This window comes from Achromobacter veterisilvae (assembly GCF_900496975.1).
Classification (GTDB): Bacteria; Pseudomonadota; Gammaproteobacteria; order Burkholderiales; family Burkholderiaceae_B; genus Achromobacter; species Achromobacter veterisilvae.
Genome location: NZ_UFQC01000021.1, coordinates 23,453 through 42,925, shown reverse-complemented (window position 1 = coordinate 42,925; position 19,473 = coordinate 23,453). Strand labels below are relative to the sequence as shown.

The window sequence follows — 19,473 nt, the reverse complement described above, 5'->3', positions numbered from 1 at the left end:
GGGCTAGATGACACGCGCTGCGCGCGCGGCCTGAAGATCCTCGGGCGACAAACCCAACAGCCGGCGATAAACCGCCTCGTTGTCGGCGCCGAGCGCCCTGCCCGCATGGCGGAACGTCGGTGGCGTCTCGGACAAGCGGGGCAACGGCGCAGGCAGCGTCAGCGCTCCCACGCGCGGATCTTCAATCTGCATCAGGTTCCCCCGCGCCTCGAACTGCTCGTCCTCGAAGATCTCCTTGATGGAATAGATCTGCGCGCAAGGTACTCCGCCGGCTTGCGTTTGCGCCAGGACATCTTGCAGCGACCGTTCATTCATCCACGCGGCGACCAATCCGTTGATGTGATCGCGGTGGGCAACGCGCACTACGCTGGTTGGATAGTCCGCCGCGAGTCGAGGTTGCTCCATTACGCCGGCAAGGCGCTCGAACATCTTGTCGTTGGTGCACGCAAGCGCCACCCACTGGCCACTGCCAGTCCTGTAGTGGCTATGTGGAACCACGTTGACGGTATCGGCCCCCATTCGTTGACGCACCGTGCCGTACTTGGCGTAGGCCGGCGCCATCTCGTCCAGCAGGCGGAAGACCGATTCGTACAAGCCCAGATCGATGAACTGGCCACGTCCGTTCCGCTCGCGGGCGCGCAGCGCGGTCAGCACTCCGATGGCACCCCACATACCCGACACATAGTCGGCCATCGACGTCGAACCCGGCACCACCGGCGGGCCATCCGCCTCGCCCGACAACCAAGACAGGCCCGAAAACGCATGCGCAATGCGCGCGAAACCGGGTTCGCCGCGCTTGGGGCCGGTCTGGCCGTAGGCGCTGATCCGAAGCATCACCAGTCCCGGATTGATCTGGCGCAGCTCCTCGAAGCCCAGCCCCCATTTCTCCAGCGTCCCGGGCCGGAAATTCTCCAGCACGACGTCTGACTTCGCCACCAGCGCACGGAACATCTCGGCGCCTTCCGGCCGACGCAGGTCCAGCGTAATCGCTTCCTTGTTGCGGGCTTCGCTAAGCCAAACCAGGCTGTCGCCGCACTCGGTGGGCGTACCGAACTTGCGCAACGAATCGCCTGAGTCCGGCTGCTCGACCTTTATCACCTCGGCACCGAAGTCGGCCAGTATCGTGCCGCAGAACGGAGCGGCAACAAAGGTGGCAATGTCGAGTACGCGTATGCCTTGCAGCGCGGGGATGGACGGATCTTGGCTTGTTTCGAATGACATGGGAATTCGCGCAATACGGTGGAAGAAACGCCTTGCCGTCGCGAACATGCTGCCGCGTCGGATGACAGATCGGAACTCTAATCATCTTCGGCCAGCCAAACAAACCAATTTATCTTTCAGATTATGCAGTTTGGCCGCACAATCGCCGAACGCATCCGCAGCGAGATACCCATGGAAAAGCCACTGCCTCAAGTCAACCTGAAACTCATCCAGACCTTCATGCTGGTCGCCCGGCATAGCAGCTTCAGGCTGGCGGCCGAGCAGTCGTTTCGCTCGCAGTCCGCAATCAGCGCCCAGATCCGCCAGTTGGAAGACCAGTTGGGCGTGCCGCTGTTCATACGCACTACTCGCAGTGTCCGGCTGACGCCCGAAGGCGAGGAGCTGATGGAGCGCAGCCGGCGCGCCATGCATGAGGTCGAGTCGGGCCTGCGCGCCATCGCGGAACGCGCAGATGCCCGGCGCGGCCGAGTCGATCTAAGCTGTTCGCCAACCATCGCCGGCGGACGCCTGGCCCCCATTCTCGCGGCCTTCGACAAAGCGTTCCCCAAGGTGGAAGTGTCGGTGCGGGAACTGACCTTCCAGGCGATGTACGAGAGCATCCGCAGGCACGAGGTGGATTTCGGCATCGGTCCTTGCGTGCCGTCCGGCGAGTTCGATTTCGAGGTCGTACTCGAAGATCCACTGTATGCTCTGGTGCCCGTCGCGCTTGCCGGAGGACGGAAGCAGACGATAGGCCTGAACGCGCTTGCCCGCATGCCCCTGTTGATGCTGAATTATGCGACCGCCCTGCGCGGCTCTCTGGAGGACGCAATGACTCAACGCGGGCTGACCTGGCGAACACGCTACGAGTTCGGCCAGGCCCACACGCTGATCGCAATGGCCGCCGCCGGCCTGGGCGCTGCCATCTTGCCCTGTGTCGCACTGCCCTCTCATCTGCCTGACAAACTGCGCCAGCTACGCATCGTCAATCCCCCGATGGGGCGGCAGATTGCCATCATCACATCGCGGGGCCACAAGCTGTCGCCGGCCTCGCAGAAACTTGTTCAACTGGTTCGAGATCGGTTCAGCGGGCACGATTGACGCCCCTGGCTCCAACACAAAGCGCGCCTACGAAGAGACCATTTCAGTAGTCTGCCAGCGGATAGCAGCGTGAACCCGTCTGGTCTGGCGCGACGTACTTGCCCAGACAAGCGTCATTTTCCTTCAGGAAGCCCTTGTCAATCGCGCCTTTGCAAGCTAGCTCCGCCTCACGCCGGATCTCTGCCTGTACGGCTCAGAATCGGTAGTGCTCGGGGACGTCCGCTTTGACCGGCCGTCAGCAATTGCGTATCGGAAGTCGGCGACGACCAGCTCCGCCAGGCGCATGCCGTGCATCCCGTAACGGTCCTGGTAATCGAATATTCGCTCGCCTACGGCTTCATCGAAGCCGAAATCCTCCCGACGGCGCCTGAGCTTGGCATCGGAATCATGCCCGATCGCGTCCTGGCCAACAGGCTGCTCACGGGAGAGCCGCCGCAGGGTCCGCGGCGGCGCCTCGGGGCCCCTCAGCCGAAATCCGCGCTGCCGGCCACCGTGCAGAACCGTCCTAGGCTCTGCATCGAATTGGCGTGTTCCTGCGCGCTGTGCGCAGCGCAGCAGTCTTCCAGCACCACCATCTGGTAATCCCGGTCGTGGCCGTCGCGCACGGTGGCCTGGACCACCGCCTGGGTGGATACGCCCGAGCAGAAGATGCGCTCGATCTTCTGTGCGCGCAGCGCGGCCTCCAGGCCGGTAGCGTAGAACGGACTGACGCGGTGCTTGACCACCTGGATGTCGCCGGGCTCCACGCCCAGCGCGGGGTGGATCTCGGTGCCCGGGGTGCCGAGCCGGAACAGGCCGGCCTTGGGCGCGCCGGAGAACACCTGCGAGCCTTCCGGACATTCCGGATAGCCTTCGGAGAAGCCCACCCGCACGAAGCCGACTTTCATGCCTGCCTTGCGCGCCCGCGCGATGGCGGCGGCGGTGCGCTCCAGTATGCCGCGCGCGCGCACCTGCTCGCCCAGCGGGCTCTTGCCGTTGGGGCCTTCCTCATGCACCAAGTCGTTCTGCATGTCCAGCACCAGATAGATAGATCGCATTGCCTGAAACCTCCTTCAATGAATGAATGATATGAACCCGTGCATCCAGAGCGGGCGGGCGGACAATATCGATGTCAGTCGCACCACATCCCGCCGTTGACGTCGAGCACCTCGCCAGTGATGAAACCCGCCTCGCGGCCCGCCAGGAACAGGACGGCGTTGACCACGTCGTCCATCGCTCCCATGCGTCCAACCGGGATGGCCGCGCGCAGCGGCTCGGGAAAGGCCGTGGTCATGCGCGTGGCGATCGGCCCCGGCGCCACCGCGTTGACGGTGATGCCGGCCGAGGCTAGCTCCTTGGCCAGGAACGCGGTCATCGCATGGACACCGGCCTTGGACACGCCATAGGCGATGTTGCCCGCCACGCGCTGCTCGTCGGGATGAAGCCAGGGCCGAGCGTTGCCGCCGTTCTTGCCGACGATGGAACCCAGGTTGACGATACGCCCGTACCCCGCCCGCCGCATGGCGGCGATGGCGGCCTGGCAGCACAGGAAACTGCCTTTCAGATTGATGGACTGCACGCGGTCCCACTCCGCTTCGTCCAGATCCGCCGCGGCGCCGAATGACACCACCCCCGCGGCGTTGACCAGCACGTCCAGCCGGCCGTGCCGCCGCAGAGTCTCAGCGAACACGTCCCGCACCGAATCACGGCTGGCCACGTCCAGCGCCAACCAGTCCACGTCCGCGGCTGGCGGGAGGGTGTCGGGCCGGCGCGCATCGGCTGCCACCACCCGCGCGCCCAGCCCGGCCAGCGCGCCGGCCACGGCCCCACCGATGCCCCCCGCGCCCCCGGTCACCAGCGCCACTTGGCCGGCGAAACCGTCCCGCGGCTTGGCGCTCATTCGATGGGCTCCACGGACGTCTTGACGATCTTGCTCCAGCGCGACGTCTCGTCGACCAGAAAGGCACCGAACTCCTTAGGCCCCGAGCCCAGTACCTGCACCCCCATCTTGGCGAAATTCTCCTGCGCCGCAGGCGTCTGCAGGGAGGCGCGGATGCCCGCGTCGAGTTTGGCCACGCGCTCGGCCGGCACGCGCGAACCCGTCATCACGCCCCACCACACCGATACGCGGTAGTCGGGATAGCCCTGCTCGGCGAAGGTCGGTACATCGGGTAGCGCAGCCGAGCGCTGCTCGTCGGCCACTGCCAAGGCGCGGACCTTACCCGCCTGGATCAGCGGCAACGCGGTGATCTGGTTGATGATGATGGCCGAGATGCGGCCCGAGATCAGGTCGCCCATTACCGCCGCGCCGCCGCGGTACGGCACGTGCACGATGTCGATGCCGGCCATGGACTTGAACATTTCGCCGGCCAGGTGCTCGGAGGTGCCATTGCCGCCGGAACCGAAATTCAGCATACCCGGCTGCTTCCTGGCCAGCGCCACGAAGTCGCGCAGCGTCTTGGCAGGCAGGTCGTTGTTGATGATCATCACGCTGGGCACCTTGCCTACCAGCGTGATCGGGCGCAAGTCGCGCGCGGGGTCGAACGGCAGGCGCTTGTACAGGCTGACGTTGACCGCCGTGGCGGGCGAGGCCAGAAGCAGTGTATAGCCGTCGGGCGCGGCCTTGGCGACGAAATCCGAGCCGATGTTGCTGCCCGCGCCGGGCTTATTCTCAACCACCACTGACTGGCCCAATTGGCCGCCCAGCCCCTGGGCGACGATGCGCCCGACCGTATCCACCCCGCCGCCGGGCGCGTACGGCACCACTAACGACAGAGGATGGTCGGGATAGTCTGCGGCCGCGGCGGGCTCTGGCCCCCATGCCAGGCCACCGGCCAGCAGCGCCAGGACGCCTATCGTGGTGGTGCGCCAAGCCCCCGAGTGCTGTATGAATCGCGTTGCCATATTGTCTCCTTGTGAATTCGTGGCGAGCCTCTAGGGCTGCGGCGCGGCCGGGTACACAGGCCCGTAGTGCGCGCGTAGTTCATCCAACTGCGCGGCCGGCGGCATGGCGTACATGGCGCGGCGCGAGGTCCACACGCCGCCCATGGAGCGCCGCATGCGCACGGCGGCCTCGCCCATCTTCAGCAGCGTGGTCACCCCATTCAGGATGGGGATGCCGGGCGCGGCCTCGTGCACGCCGTGGCGAGCCAGCAGCGTCATCAGCACACCGACGGCGGGAATGATGACCTCGGCGCCATCCCCGGCATGGGCCCGCGCGGCGGCCAGGAATTGGTCGACCAGCGCGCGCCCGACCTGTTCGTCCGAAAAGCCCAAATCCAGGTCCACCAGACGGTTCACCGTCAACATACGTACGCCGGCCAGGCGGCTTGCCAGGCCGTATTTATTGACGTTCTCGACGATGCGCGGCGCGTGCTTGGCATTGCCCGTCACCAGCGCAAAATTTCCGCCCATCATGCACGCGACGTGCGACGAGGTTTCGCACAGGCCCAGCACCGGCATGGCGGCGATCTCGCGTGCCTCGCGCAGGCCCGGGTCGCCGATGTTGCCGATCAGGAAGGCGTCGAAGCCCTCGCGTGTGGCGCGCTCCACATTGGATAGCACCTCCTGGGCCTCAATGAATTCCAGGTAGCGGTATTGATCGCCGATGCCGCCGCGCGCCTCGATGCCGTGCACTTCGATCACGGTGTCGGGATCCTTGGCCCCCTCCAGCACGTCGTGCAGCGCCGCGTTGTAGGCTGGCCAAGCGTCGGGCCGTGTCAAGCTTTGGTACCAGATCTTCATCGCGCCTTCGCGGGATGCGGGGCGCGCGGCGATGTCATGGTGGCTCACTGCCGTCTCCTTTGTCATTTTGTGGCGCGCAGCGCCGGTTTCGAATGCCGGGAGTGTAGGCAGGGGGGCGCCAGGGATAAAGCAGGCGACGAAAAAAACACTATGAACCTAAAGTTAACAATGATTGCTAAAATAGGGAATTCATTTCCGTATTGATGCCATGCAGTCATCTTCCGAGCACCTGCATCACATCTCCACCTTCGTGCGGGTGGCCGAGGCGCGCGGCTTCACAGCGGCGGCGCGCCGGCTGGGTATTTCCACCGCAGCGGTCAGTAAGAGCGTGGCGCGGCTGGAGAATCGGCTGGGCGTCAAGCTGTTCAATCGCACCACGCGCAGCATTTCGCTGACCGACGACGGCGAGATGTTCTACCGCCGCTGCCGCGACATTCTTTCCGACCTGGAATCGGCCGAGGCCGCGGTGACGCGCGCCAGCGTGTCGCCGCGCGGCAAGCTGCGCGTGCATTCGCCCATCGGGCTGGGCCGGCATATCGTCATGCCCTCGCTGTCGGCGCTGACGCAGCGCTATCCGGACCTGACCATCGACGTCGACCTGAGCGACCGCACGCCCGACCTTGCCGAGGAAGGCATCGACGCCGCGCTGCGCGTGGGCGCGCCTGCCGACTCTCGCCTGATCGCCCGGCCGCTGGCGCGCAGCACCTTCGTTACCTGCGCCAGCCCGGCCTACCTGGCCGCGCGCGGCGCGCCGCGTACGCCCGCCGACCTGGACGACCACAACTGCCTGGCCTACGTAGTGCCGCAGACCGGCCGCTATCACGAATGGGAGTTCATGCACGAAGGCCGGCGCTGCGTATACACGCCGGCTGGCACGCTGAATGTGAACAATGCCGAGGCCCTGCTGGACGCGGTGATCGACGGCGCGGGCATTGCCCGCGTGGCTAGCTTCGTGGCCGCGCCGGCCGTTCTGGACGGCCGCCTGCAACTGGTGCTGGCCGACTGCGTGGCGCCCGGACCGGTCATCCACCTGGTCTACCTGCAGAACCGCCATCTGTCGCCGCGCGTACGCGTGTTCGCCGACATGATGGCCCAGGTCATTCCGACCGAACCGCCTTGGGAGACGGTGCTGGGGCTGGCACCGGCTGGCTAAACCGGCGAACTCGGACGACCTTTTGCACGGATGTGGCGCGCACGCCGCATTCCGCCCCGATCGGGGCCCGAGGGTAAACGATTGCTTGCATGGCCCGCGGCAAAAAAATAATAATGGGAATCATTCTTGAATATGACCCCTAATTACGCTCCGCTGGCCGGGGCGGCGTTTTTCTTGCCCCCATGTCAGCGCCCTCCCCGATCCATCCCGCCAAACGGACGGCCACTGCCTCGGCAGTGCGCGAATTCGTCGACGACCTGCTCAGCCACTACCGGGACTTGTACCGGCACCTGAGCTACCAGTTGCGCAATCCGGACGACGCCGCCGACATTGCCCAGACCAGTTTCGAGCGCGCCTACGCCAGCGGCCTGGATGACGCCGGCAAGAACGGCCCCGGCGTGGAGTCGTCGCGCGGGCTACTCTTTCGCATTGCCCACAACCTTTGCATCGACGAGGCGCGCCGCCGCAAGGTCGCCCGGACCTGGCTGGCCGAACACGCCCCGCTCGAAGCGGACCGGACCGCGCCCTCGGCCGAGCAGATCGTGTCGTATCGGCAGATGGCCGAACGGGTGGCCGCGGTGCTGGCGTCCCTGCCCCCGCGGCGGATGCAAGTATTCCTGCTGTACCGGGCCTACGGCCATAGCCGCGCAGAAATCGCGCAACAGTTGGGCATCACGGAAGCGGCGGTCGCCAAGCACCTGGTGCGCGGCACGCTGGATTGCTCCCGCGCCCTGCGCAACCTGCACCTGGATACCGGCTCCGACGGCGCCAGCGACCGCCCGCAAACCAAGTACGATCCGGCCACGGACGACGGCAACTGACCATCATGCAGCAAGTACCCGACGAGGGACTCATCGACCAGGCGCTCGGCCTGATCGCCACATCGGAAATCGCGACTGAACGCGCCGCCCGCCACGCCGCCTCGCGGTTGGCGGCGTGGCGCGCCCGTACGCCCCAGCACGAAACGGCCTACCTCGAGGCCCTCCGGCGCTGGAAGCTGTTGGCCGTGGTCGCGCCGGAAATGCGCGAGCATTTTCCCCAGGACATCCCGCTGGCCGCCAGCCGCGGAATGTCCCGCCGGACACTGCTGGGCTGGGGCGTGGCGGGCGCCTGTACCGCATTGCTCGGCACGGGCTGGTACTGGCGCCAGCCCCTGTACCGGGCGTCCTATGAAACCGGCTCCGGCCAACTCTCGCAGGCCCAGGTGCCCGACCGCGCCGACGGCGGCGGCCTGGGGACGCGGATCGACCTCAGCGCCCAGACCCGGCTTGCCGTCAGCCTGTACCGGCACGAACGCGTGGTGGAACTGAGCCACGGCGAAGCGCTGTTTACCGTGGCGCCCGACGCCGGCCGCCCGTTCCGGGTCCGGACCCGGGGCGGCGAGGTCGAGGTCGTGGGCACGGTGTTCACCGTCAGCGACCGGGGCGGCGCCGTGTCGCTGGCCGTCGAGGAAGGCCACGTCCGCTTCCATCCCGCGCCGCGCGACGCCCGCTGGTACACGCTGGCGCGCGGCGGACCTTCCCTGGATTTGCGGGCCAACACCGCCGTTACCTGGCGCGACGGCGAGGTCGAACCTGTCCGGCGCATCGACCCGGAAAGCGTGGCGGCGTGGCGCAATGGTTGGCTGTGGTTCGACAACCAGCGCCTGGACGAAGCGCTGCCGGCGATCAATGCCTTCCGCACCCGGCCCCTGACCGCGGCCGGGCCGGCCGTCAACGCCCTGCGCCTGACGGGCCGTTTCCGCAGCGCCGACGCCGACAGCGCCTCGAGTGTGCTCGAAGCCATCCTGCCGCTGCGCGCGGAGACGCGCGCCGACGGCGACGTCGTCTTGCGCCTGCGCTGAAATTTTTTTCGCCGGAGGTGTATCCATTTCGGCGCCTCATCCGTCTTCTGTCTCGATAGGCCGCCCATTGGGGGCGACGATTTTCCCGATAGACGGAGTTGAAATGCACCAATCCGGTATTCGCCGGTCCGCGCTGGTCCTGGCGCTGGCGGGCGCGCTCGGCCTGCCGCTGGCCGCCACGCCCACGAGCGCCCAGGCCCAGGCCCAGTCCGAACGGCTCTACAGCATCGACCTGCCCGCGCAGCCCCTGAACACGGCGCTGACGGCGCTGTCGCGCCAGACCAATACCCCCATCATGGCGGGCGGTGCGCGCGTCGCGGCGCACAGCGCGCCGGCGGTCTCCGGCCGCATGACGGTGCAGGAAGCCTTGACGCGCCTGCTGGCGGGGTCCGGGCTGTCCAGCGCCGCCGCGCCAGGCGGGGGCTTCGCAGTGACCGCGCCGGACCAGAGCCCCGCCGTGACCACGCTGGCGCCGGTGCTGGTGACGGGCCGGCCGCAATTGTCCGAACCCTACGCGGGCGGCCAGGTCGCTCGCGGCGGCCGGGTAGGCCTGCTGGGCGAACGCGACGTGATGGACACGCCGTTCAATATGGCCAGCTACACCTCGGAACTGATCCAGAACCAACAGGCCAACTCCATCGCCGACGTGTTGGCCAACGACGCGTCGGTGCGAACGGTCAACGAGGGCCAGGGTTCCGTTGCCGGCACGGGCGACGAATTCCAGATCCGCGGCTTCCCGGTGCGCAACCAGGACGTGTCCTTCAACGGGCTGTACGGCATGCTGCCGCTGCGCACGATCGCGATGGATGGCGTGGAGCGGGTCGAGGTGCTCAAGGGCCCCACCGCCCTCTTGAACGGCATGAGCCCCCGGGGCAGCGTCGGCGGCGGCATCAACGTCGTGCCCAAGCGCGCCGGCGACGAGCCCCTGACCCGCCTGACCGCGACCTATCAATCCGATTCCCGCTTCGGCGGCATGGTCGACATCGGCCGGCGGTTCGGCGAGAACAACGAATTCGGCATCCGCTTCAACGGCTCGTACCGCGACGGCGACACGGCCGTCCAGAACCAATCCAATCAGATGGGAACGGCCGTCGTCGGGTTGGACTACCGCGGCGACAAGCTGCGCGTCTCGCTGGACGCCGGACACCAGACCAACAACATCGACGCGCCGGGCGATTCGGGCGTGCTGATCTTCGGCGACCACCTGCCGGTGCCGCGCGCGCCCGATGCCTCCAAGGGCTATTCGCCCGACTGGGGCTATTCCAAGTCGCGCGACAACTACGGCGTACTGCGCGCCGAGTACGACATCACCCCCCAACTGACCGTATTCGGCGGCGTGGGCTACCGGCGCAGCAACAACCGCTACCTGTACGCGGACCCCATCGTGGTCGGCGAGAACGGCGAACTGCTGATGCGTCCGTACTATTGGCCCAGTTGGGAGCAGAACGTCTCCAGCGTATGGGGCGCGCGCGGCAACTTCAACACGGGCTCCGTCAAACACGAAGTGAGCCTGAGCTATTCGACCTTCGAACAGCGCGCCGGCTATTACGACTACTACATCTACGGCCTGTCGCCGTCCAATCTGTACGACCCCGCCGACATCCCCAAGCCGTCCACCGACGGGCTGTCGAGTTCGCCGCCGCGCACCTCGCTCCTGAAGCTTCCGACAATCGCGCTGGCCGACACCCTGTCCTTCGCCGATGACCGCGTCCAGCTCACCGCGGGCGTGCGCTATCAGACAGTGAAGTCGACGAACTACAGCTACACCACGGGCCAGGAGACCTCCAACTACGACAAGTCGGCCGTGACCCCGGCGTTCGGCCTGGTGGTCAAGCCGTGGAGCGACGTTTCCCTGTACGCAAACTACATCGAAGGCCTGACGGCCGGCCCCATCGCTCCGGCCGGCACCGCCAATGCGGGCGAGATCTTCGCGCCCATCAAGACCAAGCAGATCGAGGCCGGCGTGAAGGTCGATTTCGGTTCGGTCACGACCACCCTCGGCCTGTTCCAGATCAAGCAACCTTCCGGACTGGCCACGGTCAGCGGCGGCGTGACGCGCTATGACATGGGCGGCGAACAACGCAACCGCGGCGTTGAACTGAATGCCTTCGGCGAGCTTGCCCGGGGAGTGCGCCTGCTGGGCGGCGTCACGTATATCCAGCCGACGATGACCCGCACCGCCTCCCCCGACACCGAAGGCAACAGCGCCGTCGGAGTGCCGCGCTGGATGGCCAATATCGGCATGGAATGGGACCCGTCGTTCGCACCGGGACTGACGCTGACCGCCCGCGCGCTGTCGACCAGTTGGCAATACCAGAATCTGGAAAACACCCGCCGCATACCGGGCTGGACGCGCTGGGACGTGGGCATGCGCTACGCCACCCGCGCCTTCGACCATCCCGTCACGCTGCGCGCGACGGTCAACAACGTCTTCGGCAAGGACTACTGGTCGTCGGCATCCGAAGGGTACCTGCGCCTGGGTTCGCCGCGGTCGGTGATGCTGTCGGCGTCGGTGGACTTCTGAGGCATCTGGATCATGGGCCCTCAAGGCCGCTGCATGCACGGCAGGCCGGTGACCTCGCGCATCGGGGTGCGTCCCAGGTCCTGACGACCTAGGATCAGCGCCTCATCGACTCTGGGCGTCCAGGAACAGTTCATACTGACCACCTGGACGCCCAACTACTGTTCCTTCAGCCCCAACGACTTCATCAACGGGGCGAACAATTTCTTCTCGTCCTGCACGCGCGCGGCATAGTCGGCCGCGCGCAGCGGTAGCGCCTCGGCGCCGGCATCCAGGAAGCGCGTCTGGATCTCCGGCCGTGCAAGCACCTTGTTGATTTCGCCATTCATGCGTTCGACCACATCATCGCGCGTGCCGGCGGCGGCATACACACCAAACAGGCTGTCCGCGAAAACGCCGTCGATGCCAACCTCGGAAAAGGTGCGTATGTCGGGCGCCACGGCCGCCCGCTGCCGGCTCGCCACCGCCAGCACCTTCAGCTTGCCCGCCTGCACCATGGGAAAGACCGTGGCCGGTCCAAACGCGAAGTCGATCTGGCCCGCGGCCAGGTCTTGTATCGCCGGCGCCACGCCGCGATATGGCGCGTGGGTGGCCTGCATGCCGGTCGCCTGCTTGAGCAGCTCGCCGGCCAGATGCGGCGTCGTGCCATTGCCGGCCGAACCGTAGTTGAGCGGATCGGGCCGTTTGCGCGCGTATTCGACAAACGCTTCCAGCGTATCGACGCCCAGCGAAGACCGGACGAACAAGAACAACTGGCTGTTGGCCAGCAAGGCGACCGGCCGCAGGTCCCGCTGCGGATCGAACGGCATGCTGGTGAACATCACCGGGTTGACCGATACGGTCGTCGAAGGATTGAGCAGGAAGGTATGGTTGTCTCCGCCGTTGCGCACAACCTCGGCGCCCGCCACGTTGCCGCCCGCACCGCCCCGGTTTTCCACGATAACCGTCTGCTTCAAGGCCTCGGCCAAATGCGGCTGCACCGTGCGCGCCAGCACGTCGACCAGCCCGCCGGGGGCCAGCCCCACGACCAGGCGCACCGGCTTGGCCGGCCAGGCCTGGGGTGAGGTTTGCGCATGGCTGCCCGTCGCCCAGCCAGTCAGCGCCAGCATCATCATGGCCAGGCAATGTCTACGCAGCGGCATGCGAATCTCCTTATAGGGCGCCACCGCGCGATACTGCGTACGGTGCGTCAGGTGCCGCACCACGGTGTATGCGCCTTGATGCCTCATCGCGGCGGCAGCCCTGCCTATGCCGCTCATTCTTCACAAAACTTTAAGCATAAAGAATCCCGGATAACCCTAGTGTGTCGGAGGCGATGGACCCGGCTTATTGAGATAGAAAGCAGCCGTCGGGCACGGTCATTGAAATATGGTCCCCGCACTTGTCAACTGAGCGACAACGGCCCCGAGAAACCACCTTCCGTAGCGTTCCCGATTTTCGCCATAGCGATATGCTTGCTTGGTCTCCAGATATCCTCGACACTGAGTATCCGCGCAACCTGGGGCGATCGCGATTATTCCGAAACGCCTCCCGGCGTGCATCCAAAGCGTGTAGCAGACTCTTCTTCTAAGACTTCGTCGCCAAACCGGAGGTGGAAAATGGGAAGGGATGTTGGTTCTCGGGCTGCCCGGATGCTGACTTTCGCCGCCACACTGGGCTTCGCCAACCTGCTGGGTCTTTCGGCAGCGCATGCGAAGGATTGCGCTGGGGCTAAACTCAGGAATGTCGGAGGAGTGGCGCGGGCATGGAAGCTGGCGGATGGAGGTATCGCCGCCTACTCCAACATGAATATCAACATCGACGGCTACGCGCGGGCCTACCACCCCAAAAACGCAAGCGCTGGCGCCCTGCTTCACTTGTGCAACGCCGGACGGCCCTATGCACCCGATGGCACGTCGTACAACGCTTCAAAAGACAATCCGACTTGCACGGGGCGCTTCATGGACGACTACGCTCGCATCGGCGCGGCCGGTTGGAAGGACACCTCCGTCGGCATCATCAGGTGGTTTGGCGTTTTGGGGCGGGACCAAGTCCAGCTCAACGGCGGGAATATCAAGTCGGTCGTCCCCGTCCTCCAGAAAGACGGCTCCGGTTTCTACGTATCGCCCACCGCGCTAGCGGATAACGCCATCGCCGACGCAGCGGACTAATCAAGATACCTCAATCCGCTGCGCGTGCCCGCCGCCGTCGTTCCGGATTCAGTCATGGCCCAGGGCGTGAAAATGGGAAGCTTCGGCGTTGCCTACAACAAAGAGACGCGTATTGCGGTGCCGTTTGTGGTTGGCGACGCCGGGCCGGCAATAGGCGAAGGCAGCGTCGCGCTGGCGAGACTCGCGGCAGGCCTGGCCATCAAGGACCCCATCCAGCGCGGCGAACGGTACGAAGGCCAGGTCGACGCCAAACGCGTGCTCTGGATCTACTTCAAAGACGCGCCGGCCCCGTATGACAGCACCAAGGAGGCCGCTACCGTCCAGAACGCGAAGGACGCCTTCCAGGCATGGGGTGGCGAGGCGCGCCTGGCGCTCTGCGTGCAGCAGGTGCCGCGGAACTAGAATGCGAGCGCCATTGAACGGCAGGGGCAAAGCGATTCCGCCAAATTCCTCGTAGCGACGTTAGAGGCTCGGCAGAATCGCAAGTTCTATGACGGGCAGCCGATACTGCCATCACGTCAAGAGCTAGACTACCTTTCCCCCCCCCTCCGCCACGTCCGCCATGCTGGCGTTGTCCATGGAAGTCTTCTACAACCGCCAGCGCGCCCACCAGGGTCCAGGCTATCGAACCCCTGTTCAGGTGCCTTAACCAAACTGTCCGGGAAATACGGGTTAATCCAAGACTCCGCCGCCTTCATGGAGGAAAAGATCACATTGTTATGCTCTTAAGGGCGCCGCGCTTCAAAGCTGATGATTTGGTCGCCCTTTTGCGGGGAGCGTCCGTGCTGGTAGCTGCCTGACACAACCACATCAATGAAACCAGCAGCGCGCAAAGCGAGGGTGAACTCCTCGACACCCCACCAACGCAGCTTGAATAGGTCAAGCTCCGTCGCCACCAAGTTCCCATCCCGCCAATGCTCATAGCGGAGATGGGAAAGTGTCGTCTGAGCTATGTAATCGGTTTCAACCCGATGATCCGTCAGCGTCAACAGATCACCCTTCTCCGTCACCCAACTACGAATAGAACCGGAGGGGCCAAAAAAACCCTCAATCGAGTCGAGGTCTACGATCAGCCTCCCATTGGGAACCAAGTATTGATAAAACCGTTTCAACACTGCCGCTGCTAGCGTTGCATCCGTAATCAATTGCAGTGATCCTGCCGGAATGATTATGGCGGCAAAGCTCTTGTCGTATGAGAACGCTTCAAATGTCTGCCGTGTCAGGCTCGCAGAAATGTTCCGACTTCGACACTCGTCCCGGCAATAATCAAGCATCTCTTCTGATGCATCGAAACCTTCGATTGGAAAGCCGGCTTCGAGCAGCGGCACAAAAATTCGGCCGTTGCCCACTGCAGGCTCCAAAATTGGACCTTCACACTGACTGAGACGCTGCCGGTAGTACTCCAAATCCCCGAATGACCGACCGACTGGCTTATCCAGGTTGTAGACCCAGGATGCAAGCTTTCCGTACCGATTTTCCATTTCACTCCTAATCAATAACGATGAATAGGCTGCCGATCCGATTCATTTCAACGATCATCGACCTAGTTGCGAACTTATTTCAAACAGGCAGAAGCACGAACATAGTTCGCGTAATTATCTGGCATAGCGCCGCAATATTGTCGCGCAACATATCCATCTACAGCAGGATGCTCGGCGCGACCAAAGTTTCCCTGGACTTTCCCGGAAACAAGCGATCTTGACTCAATAGAAAAAGGCGCCGAAGCGCCTTTTCCATTCACCGCGTGACAACCAGGGGAATCACTCCCACTCAATCGTCGCAGGCGGCTTGCTCGAAACGTCGTACACCACCCGGTTGATCCCCCGCACCTCATTGATAATCCGCGAAGAAACCCGAGCCAGCAGCGGATGCGGCAGCGGCGCCCAGTCGGCCGTCATGAAATCAAACGTCTGCACCGCACGCAGCGCCACGACGTATTCATAGGTCCGCCCATCCCCCATCACTCCCACCGACTTCACCGGCAGGAACACAGCAAACGCCTGCGAGGTCAGTTCGTACCAGGTCAAGCCGCTGGCCTCATCCTTGGTATTACGCAGCTCTTCAATGAAGATCGCATCCGCGCGGCGCAGCAGTTCGGCGTATTCGTGCTTGACTTCGCCCAGGATGCGCACACCCAGGCCGGGGCCGGGGAACGGGTGGCGGTAGACCATCTGCGGCGGCAGGCCCAGGGCCACGCCGAGTTCGCGGACTTCGTCCTTGAACAGTTCGCGCAGGGGCTCCAGCAGTTGCAGGTTCAGCGTGTCGGGCAGGCCGCCCACGTTGTGGTGCGACTTGATGGAGGTGGCCTTGCCGGTCTTGGCGCCGGCCGATTCGATGACGTCGGGGTAGATGGTGCCCTGGGCCAGCCACTTGGCGCTCTTCTGCTTGCCGGCCTGTTCCTGGAACACTTCGACGAATTCGCGGCCGATGATCTTGCGCTTGGCTTCGGGATCGGCCACACCGGACAGCTTGCCCATGAACTGGGCGGTGGCGTCGACGTGGATGATCTTCACGCCCATGTTTTCGGCGAAAGTCTGCATGACCTGCTTGCCTTCGTCCAGGCGCAGCAGGCCGTGGTCGACAAAGACGCAGGTGAGCTGGTCGCCGATGGCCTTGTGGATCAGCGCGGCGGCAACCGACGAGTCCACGCCGCCGGACAGGCCCAGGATGACTTCGTCGTCGCCGACCTGTTCGCGGATGCGGGCGACGGCTTCGGCGACGTAGTCGGGCATGTTCCAGTCGCCTTCGCAGCCGCAGATCTCGTTCACGAAGCGGGCCAGCATGGCCTTGCCCTGGACGGTGTGCGTGACTTCGGGGTGGAACTGCACGGCGTAGAAATTGCGGTCTTCGTCGGCCATGCCGGCGATCGGGCAGGACGGCGTGGACGCCATGAGCTTGAAGCCCGGGGGCAACTCGGTGACCTTGTCGCCGTGGCTCATCCAGACCTTGAGCATGCCGTGGCCTTCCGGCGTGGCGAAGTCTTCCAGGCCTTCCAGCAGCTTGGTGTGGCCGTGGGCGCGGACTTCGGCGTAGCCGAATTCGCGGTGGTCGGAGAAACTGACCACGCCGCCCAATTGCTGCGCCATGGACTGCATGCCGTAGCAGATGCCCAGCACGGGCACGCCCAGTTCGAACACGGCGTGCGGCACGCGCATGGAACCTTCTTCGTAGGCGGAAGCGTGGCTGCCCGACAGGATGATGCCCTTCAGGCCTTGCGCCATCTGTTCGCGCACGAAGGCGTCGTCGACGTCGCCCGGGTGCACTTCGGAATACACGCCGGCTTCGCGGACGCGGCGGGCGATCAGTTGGGTGACTTGCGAACCGTAGTCGAGAATGAGGATGCGCTGGTGCATGGAGACTCTACCGGTAATGAATGAAATCGCAGTAAATAAAACCGCACCGGCAGAACCGCTGGTTCATTTGCGGTTCTGCCGGTGCGTGATGCATGACATTGTAGTTGACTGTACGGATCAGTCGGCGCGGTAGTTGGGCGCTTCCTTGGTGATCTGTACGTCGTGCACGTGGGATTCGCGCACGCCCGCGGAGGTGATTTCCACGAATTCGGCCTTGGTGCGCATGTCGTCGATGGTGGCGGCGCCACAGTAGCCCATGGAGGCGCGGATGCCGCCGACCAGTTGGTAAATGATGGCCAGCACGCTGCCCTTGTAGGGGACGCGGCCTTCGATGCCTTCGGGGACCAGTTTGTCGGCATTGTTGGACGGGTCCTGGAAGTAGCGGTCGGCCGAGCCGTCGGTCATGGCGCCCAGGCTGCCCATGCCGCGGTACGACTTGTACGAACGCCCCTGGAACAGCACGACTTCGCCCGGCGCTTCTTCGGTGCCGGCGAACATGCCGCCCATCATGCAGGCGAACGCGCCGGCGGCCAGCGCCTTGGCGACGTCGCCCGAATAGCGGATGCCGCCGTCGGCGATCAGCGGCACGCCCGTGCCTTCCAGCGCCTTGGCGACTTCGGAGATGGCATGGATCTGCGGCACGCCCACGCCGGCCACGATGCGGGTGGTGCAGATGGAGCCGGGGCCGATGCCGACCTTCACGCCGTCGGCGCCGTACTCGACCAGCGCGCGCGCGGCGGCGGCGGTGGCGATGTTGCCGCCGATGACTTCGACCTTGGGATAGTTCTGCTTGACCCAGCGCACGCCTTCCAGCACGCCCTTGGAGTGGCCGTGGGCGGTGTCGACGATCAGCACGTCAACGCCCGCGGCAACCAGCTTCTCGACGCGTTCTTCGGTGCCGGCGCCCACGCCCACCGCGGCGCCCACGCGCAGTTGGCCCTGGCCGTCCTTGCTGGCCATGGGGTGCTCGGTGTTCTTGACGATGTCCTTGACCGTGGCCAGGCCGCGCAGTTCGAAGCCGTCGTTCACGATCAGCACGCGCTCCAGGCGGTGCTTGTGCATCAGGGCCTGCGCCTCGTCCAGCGTGGCGCCTTCCTTCATGGTGACCAGGCGTTCCTGCGGCGTCATGATGTTGCGCAGGGGCTGGTCCAGGTTTTCTTCGAAGCGCAGGTCGCGGTTGGTCACGATGCCGACCAGCTTGCGCCCTTCCACCACCGGCAGGCCCGAGATGCCATGCTGGCGCTGCAACGCAATGGCGTCGCGCACTTTCATCTGGGGGGTAACGGTGACCGGATCGATCACGATGCCGAATTCGTGACGCTTGACGCGGGCCACTTCACGGGCCTGGGCGTCGGCGGACAGATTCTTGTGGATGATCCCGATGCCGCCCTCTTGCGCCATGGCGATGGCCAGGCGCGATTCTGTGACGGTGTCCATGGCGGCGGACACGAGCGGGATGTTCAGATTGATATTGCGAGTAAGGCGCGTAGCCAGGGAAGTGTCGCGAGGCAGGACCTCGGAATACGCAGGCACCAGCAACACATCGTCGAAGGTGAGCGCTTTTTGTACGAGACGCATGGGTAACTCCGGGCGCAAAGCAAGATTATACGCCGCCTGTGTGTTTTGCCTAGGTGTTGACCCTAGGTACGCGGGGATATTTCTGCGGCGCTGGGCGCCTGGAACAGCGTCTGTTTATTTTTACCCGGACATATTGACTTCAATTTTTACCCGGATCATAATTCGCCCATCAATTTCCCCCGGATAAAAACATGACCGACATCCCCATGCCCCGCCCCGCCGATCCGCATACCGCCTTCGCGGGCCACCGCGTGCTTGCCGCCGGCGCGCTGGCCGACGTGGCGCTGGCCGTCAAGCGGGCGATGGCCGCCGGCGACGACGCCGCCATCCTGGTGTTCGACGACCTGTCGGGCAAGCAGGTGGACCTGGACCTGAGCGGCGACGACGCCAGCATCGCCGAACGCCATCGCCCGCGCGCCGAGGCCGCGCCGCCCGAGCCTGCAACCGGCGCCGACGCCGCCGACGAAGCACAGCCGCGCGGCCGGGGCCGGCCCAGGCTGGGCGTGGTGGCGCGTGAAGTGACGCTTCTACCCCGCCACTGGGACTGGCTGGGCGCGCAGCCCGGCGGCGCGTCGGTGGCGCTGCGCAAGCTGGTGGAACAGGCGCGCCGCGACAACGAGGCGCGGGACCGGCGGCGCGACCGCCAGGAAGCCGCCTACCGCTTCATGTCCAGCATGGCGGGCAACCTGCCCGGCTTCGAGGAAGCGACTCGGGCGCTCTATGCGGAAGACCGGGAGCGTTTCACCCGGCACGTCGCGGACTGGCCGCAGGACGTGCGCGGCTACGCCACGGGCCTGGCGTGGGCCTCGCCCCCCGACGAGGCCGCAAACTGAGGGCGCTGGCGCGACACC

17 protein-coding genes are annotated in these 19,473 nt (G+C 65.1%); 8 read left to right on the top strand and 9 right to left on the bottom strand.

Annotated elements, in window-relative coordinates:
- Positions 1-3 precede the first annotated feature (3 nt).
- Complete coding sequence (locus tag AVE30378_RS19435; protein WP_129242542.1) at positions 4-1,221, bottom strand: CaiB/BaiF CoA transferase family protein; 1,218 nt, start codon at positions 1,219-1,221, stop codon at positions 4-6.
- A 171-nt stretch (positions 1,222-1,392) separates the two neighbouring features.
- Between AVE30378_RS19435 and AVE30378_RS19430 the strand changes: the two genes are divergently transcribed.
- The gene (locus tag AVE30378_RS19430) at positions 1,393-2,301 is read left to right on the top strand and encodes a LysR family transcriptional regulator (protein ID WP_165360246.1); all 909 of its coding nucleotides are present in this window, start codon (positions 1,393-1,395) and stop codon (positions 2,299-2,301) included.
- Positions 2,302-2,765: 464 nt separating this feature from the next.
- On the opposite strand, the gene AVE30378_RS19420 is transcribed toward AVE30378_RS19430, so the two are convergent.
- The 4 genes from AVE30378_RS19420 to AVE30378_RS19405 form a co-directional block, all read right to left on the bottom strand.
- Positions 2,766-3,338 (bottom strand): cysteine hydrolase family protein, encoded by a 573-nt coding sequence (locus tag AVE30378_RS19420; protein WP_129242493.1) that lies wholly within the window; start codon positions 3,336-3,338, stop codon positions 2,766-2,768.
- A gap of 74 nt (positions 3,339-3,412) precedes the next feature.
- Positions 3,413-4,180 (bottom strand): SDR family oxidoreductase, encoded by a 768-nt coding sequence (locus tag AVE30378_RS19415; protein ID WP_129242492.1) that lies wholly within the window; start codon positions 4,178-4,180, stop codon positions 3,413-3,415.
- The gene (locus AVE30378_RS19410; protein WP_129242491.1) at positions 4,177-5,184 is read right to left on the bottom strand and encodes a Bug family tripartite tricarboxylate transporter substrate binding protein; all 1,008 of its coding nucleotides are present in this window, start codon (positions 5,182-5,184) and stop codon (positions 4,177-4,179) included. The genes AVE30378_RS19415 and AVE30378_RS19410 overlap by 4 nt, the downstream gene beginning before the upstream one ends.
- Before the next feature lie 30 nt (positions 5,185-5,214).
- The gene (locus AVE30378_RS19405; protein ID WP_129242490.1) at positions 5,215-6,072 is read right to left on the bottom strand and encodes an aspartate/glutamate racemase family protein; all 858 of its coding nucleotides are present in this window, start codon (positions 6,070-6,072) and stop codon (positions 5,215-5,217) included.
- 160 nt (positions 6,073-6,232) lie between these two features.
- Here AVE30378_RS19405 and AVE30378_RS19400 point away from each other — a divergent pair, with 160 nt between their 5' ends.
- The 4 genes from AVE30378_RS19400 to AVE30378_RS19385 all read left to right on the top strand — a co-directional run bounded on the left by AVE30378_RS19400 (position 6,233) and on the right by AVE30378_RS19385 (position 11,544).
- Entirely contained in the window at positions 6,233-7,177 is a 945-nt protein-coding gene (locus AVE30378_RS19400; protein WP_129242489.1) for a LysR family transcriptional regulator, read from the top strand.
- 182 nt (positions 7,178-7,359) lie between these two features.
- Entirely contained in the window at positions 7,360-7,998 is a 639-nt protein-coding gene (locus AVE30378_RS19395; RefSeq protein WP_129242488.1) for an RNA polymerase sigma factor, read from the top strand.
- Positions 7,999-8,003: 5 nt separating this feature from the next.
- Positions 8,004-9,020 carry a FecR family protein gene (locus tag AVE30378_RS19390; RefSeq protein WP_129242487.1) on the top strand — a complete coding sequence of 339 codons (1,017 nt, stop codon included), beginning with the start codon at positions 8,004-8,006 and terminating at the stop codon, positions 9,018-9,020.
- Between the two features lie 103 nt (positions 9,021-9,123).
- Positions 9,124-11,544, top strand: a complete 2,421-nt coding sequence (locus AVE30378_RS19385; RefSeq protein WP_129242486.1) for a TonB-dependent receptor — start codon at positions 9,124-9,126, stop codon at positions 11,542-11,544.
- Between the two features lie 155 nt (positions 11,545-11,699).
- Here AVE30378_RS19385 and AVE30378_RS19380 read toward each other — a convergent pair whose 3' ends face one another.
- Entirely contained in the window at positions 11,700-12,683 is a 984-nt protein-coding gene (locus AVE30378_RS19380; protein ID WP_129242485.1) for a Bug family tripartite tricarboxylate transporter substrate binding protein, read from the bottom strand.
- Positions 12,684-13,172: 489 nt separating this feature from the next.
- Here AVE30378_RS19380 and AVE30378_RS19375 point away from each other — a divergent pair, with 489 nt between their 5' ends.
- A complete protein-coding gene (locus tag AVE30378_RS19375; RefSeq protein ID WP_129242484.1) occupies positions 13,173-13,691 on the top strand; it encodes a hypothetical protein in 519 nt (172 codons plus the stop codon).
- 54 nt (positions 13,692-13,745) lie between these two features.
- Positions 13,746-14,093 (top strand): glycoside hydrolase family 75 protein, encoded by a 348-nt coding sequence (locus AVE30378_RS19370; RefSeq protein ID WP_129242483.1) that lies wholly within the window; start codon positions 13,746-13,748, stop codon positions 14,091-14,093.
- 323 nt (positions 14,094-14,416) lie between these two features.
- On the opposite strand, the gene AVE30378_RS19365 is transcribed toward AVE30378_RS19370, so the two are convergent.
- From AVE30378_RS19365 to guaB, 3 genes are all read right to left on the bottom strand, one after another.
- A complete protein-coding gene (locus AVE30378_RS19365; RefSeq protein ID WP_129242482.1) occupies positions 14,417-15,172 on the bottom strand; it encodes a class I SAM-dependent methyltransferase in 756 nt (251 codons plus the stop codon).
- A 279-nt stretch (positions 15,173-15,451) separates the two neighbouring features.
- The gene (gene guaA / locus AVE30378_RS19360; protein ID WP_129242481.1) at positions 15,452-17,044 is read right to left on the bottom strand and encodes a glutamine-hydrolyzing GMP synthase; all 1,593 of its coding nucleotides are present in this window, start codon (positions 17,042-17,044) and stop codon (positions 15,452-15,454) included.
- Between the two features lie 117 nt (positions 17,045-17,161).
- Positions 17,162-18,622, bottom strand: a complete 1,461-nt coding sequence (gene guaB / locus AVE30378_RS19355) for an IMP dehydrogenase (protein ID WP_129242480.1) — start codon at positions 18,620-18,622, stop codon at positions 17,162-17,164.
- 191 nt (positions 18,623-18,813) lie between these two features.
- Here guaB and AVE30378_RS19350 point away from each other — a divergent pair, with 191 nt between their 5' ends.
- Positions 18,814-19,455 (top strand): DUF2239 family protein, encoded by a 642-nt coding sequence (locus AVE30378_RS19350; RefSeq protein ID WP_129242479.1) that lies wholly within the window; start codon positions 18,814-18,816, stop codon positions 19,453-19,455.
- The last annotated feature ends 18 nt before the right edge of the window (positions 19,456-19,473 follow it).

Coding starts and splice junctions, on each gene's coding strand:
- AVE30378_RS19375 (WP_129242484.1), top strand. CDS start 13,173: ATGCTGACTTTCGCCGCCACACTGGGCTTCGCCAACCTGCTGGGTCTT.
- AVE30378_RS19410 (WP_129242491.1), bottom strand. CDS start 5,184: ATGGCAACGCGATTCATACAGCACTCGGGGGCTTGGCGCACCACCACG.
- AVE30378_RS19350 (WP_129242479.1), top strand. CDS start 18,814: ATGACCGACATCCCCATGCCCCGCCCCGCCGATCCGCATACCGCCTTC.
- guaA (WP_129242481.1), bottom strand. CDS start 17,044: ATGCACCAGCGCATCCTCATTCTCGACTACGGTTCGCAAGTCACCCAA.
- AVE30378_RS19390 (WP_129242487.1), top strand. CDS start 8,004: ATGCAGCAAGTACCCGACGAGGGACTCATCGACCAGGCGCTCGGCCTG.
- guaB (WP_129242480.1), bottom strand. CDS start 18,622: ATGCGTCTCGTACAAAAAGCGCTCACCTTCGACGATGTGTTGCTGGTG.
- AVE30378_RS19420 (WP_129242493.1), bottom strand. CDS start 3,338: ATGCGATCTATCTATCTGGTGCTGGACATGCAGAACGACTTGGTGCAT.
- AVE30378_RS19370 (WP_129242483.1), top strand. CDS start 13,746: ATGGCCCAGGGCGTGAAAATGGGAAGCTTCGGCGTTGCCTACAACAAA.
- AVE30378_RS19365 (WP_129242482.1), bottom strand. CDS start 15,172: ATGGAAAATCGGTACGGAAAGCTTGCATCCTGGGTCTACAACCTGGAT.
- AVE30378_RS19380 (WP_129242485.1), bottom strand. CDS start 12,683: ATGCCGCTGCGTAGACATTGCCTGGCCATGATGATGCTGGCGCTGACT.
- AVE30378_RS19385 (WP_129242486.1), top strand. CDS start 9,124: ATGCACCAATCCGGTATTCGCCGGTCCGCGCTGGTCCTGGCGCTGGCG.
- AVE30378_RS19435 (WP_129242542.1), bottom strand. CDS start 1,221: ATGTCATTCGAAACAAGCCAAGATCCGTCCATCCCCGCGCTGCAAGGC.
- AVE30378_RS19430 (WP_165360246.1), top strand. CDS start 1,393: ATGGAAAAGCCACTGCCTCAAGTCAACCTGAAACTCATCCAGACCTTC.
- AVE30378_RS19400 (WP_129242489.1), top strand. CDS start 6,233: ATGCAGTCATCTTCCGAGCACCTGCATCACATCTCCACCTTCGTGCGG.
- AVE30378_RS19395 (WP_129242488.1), top strand. CDS start 7,360: ATGTCAGCGCCCTCCCCGATCCATCCCGCCAAACGGACGGCCACTGCC.
- AVE30378_RS19415 (WP_129242492.1), bottom strand. CDS start 4,180: ATGAGCGCCAAGCCGCGGGACGGTTTCGCCGGCCAAGTGGCGCTGGTG.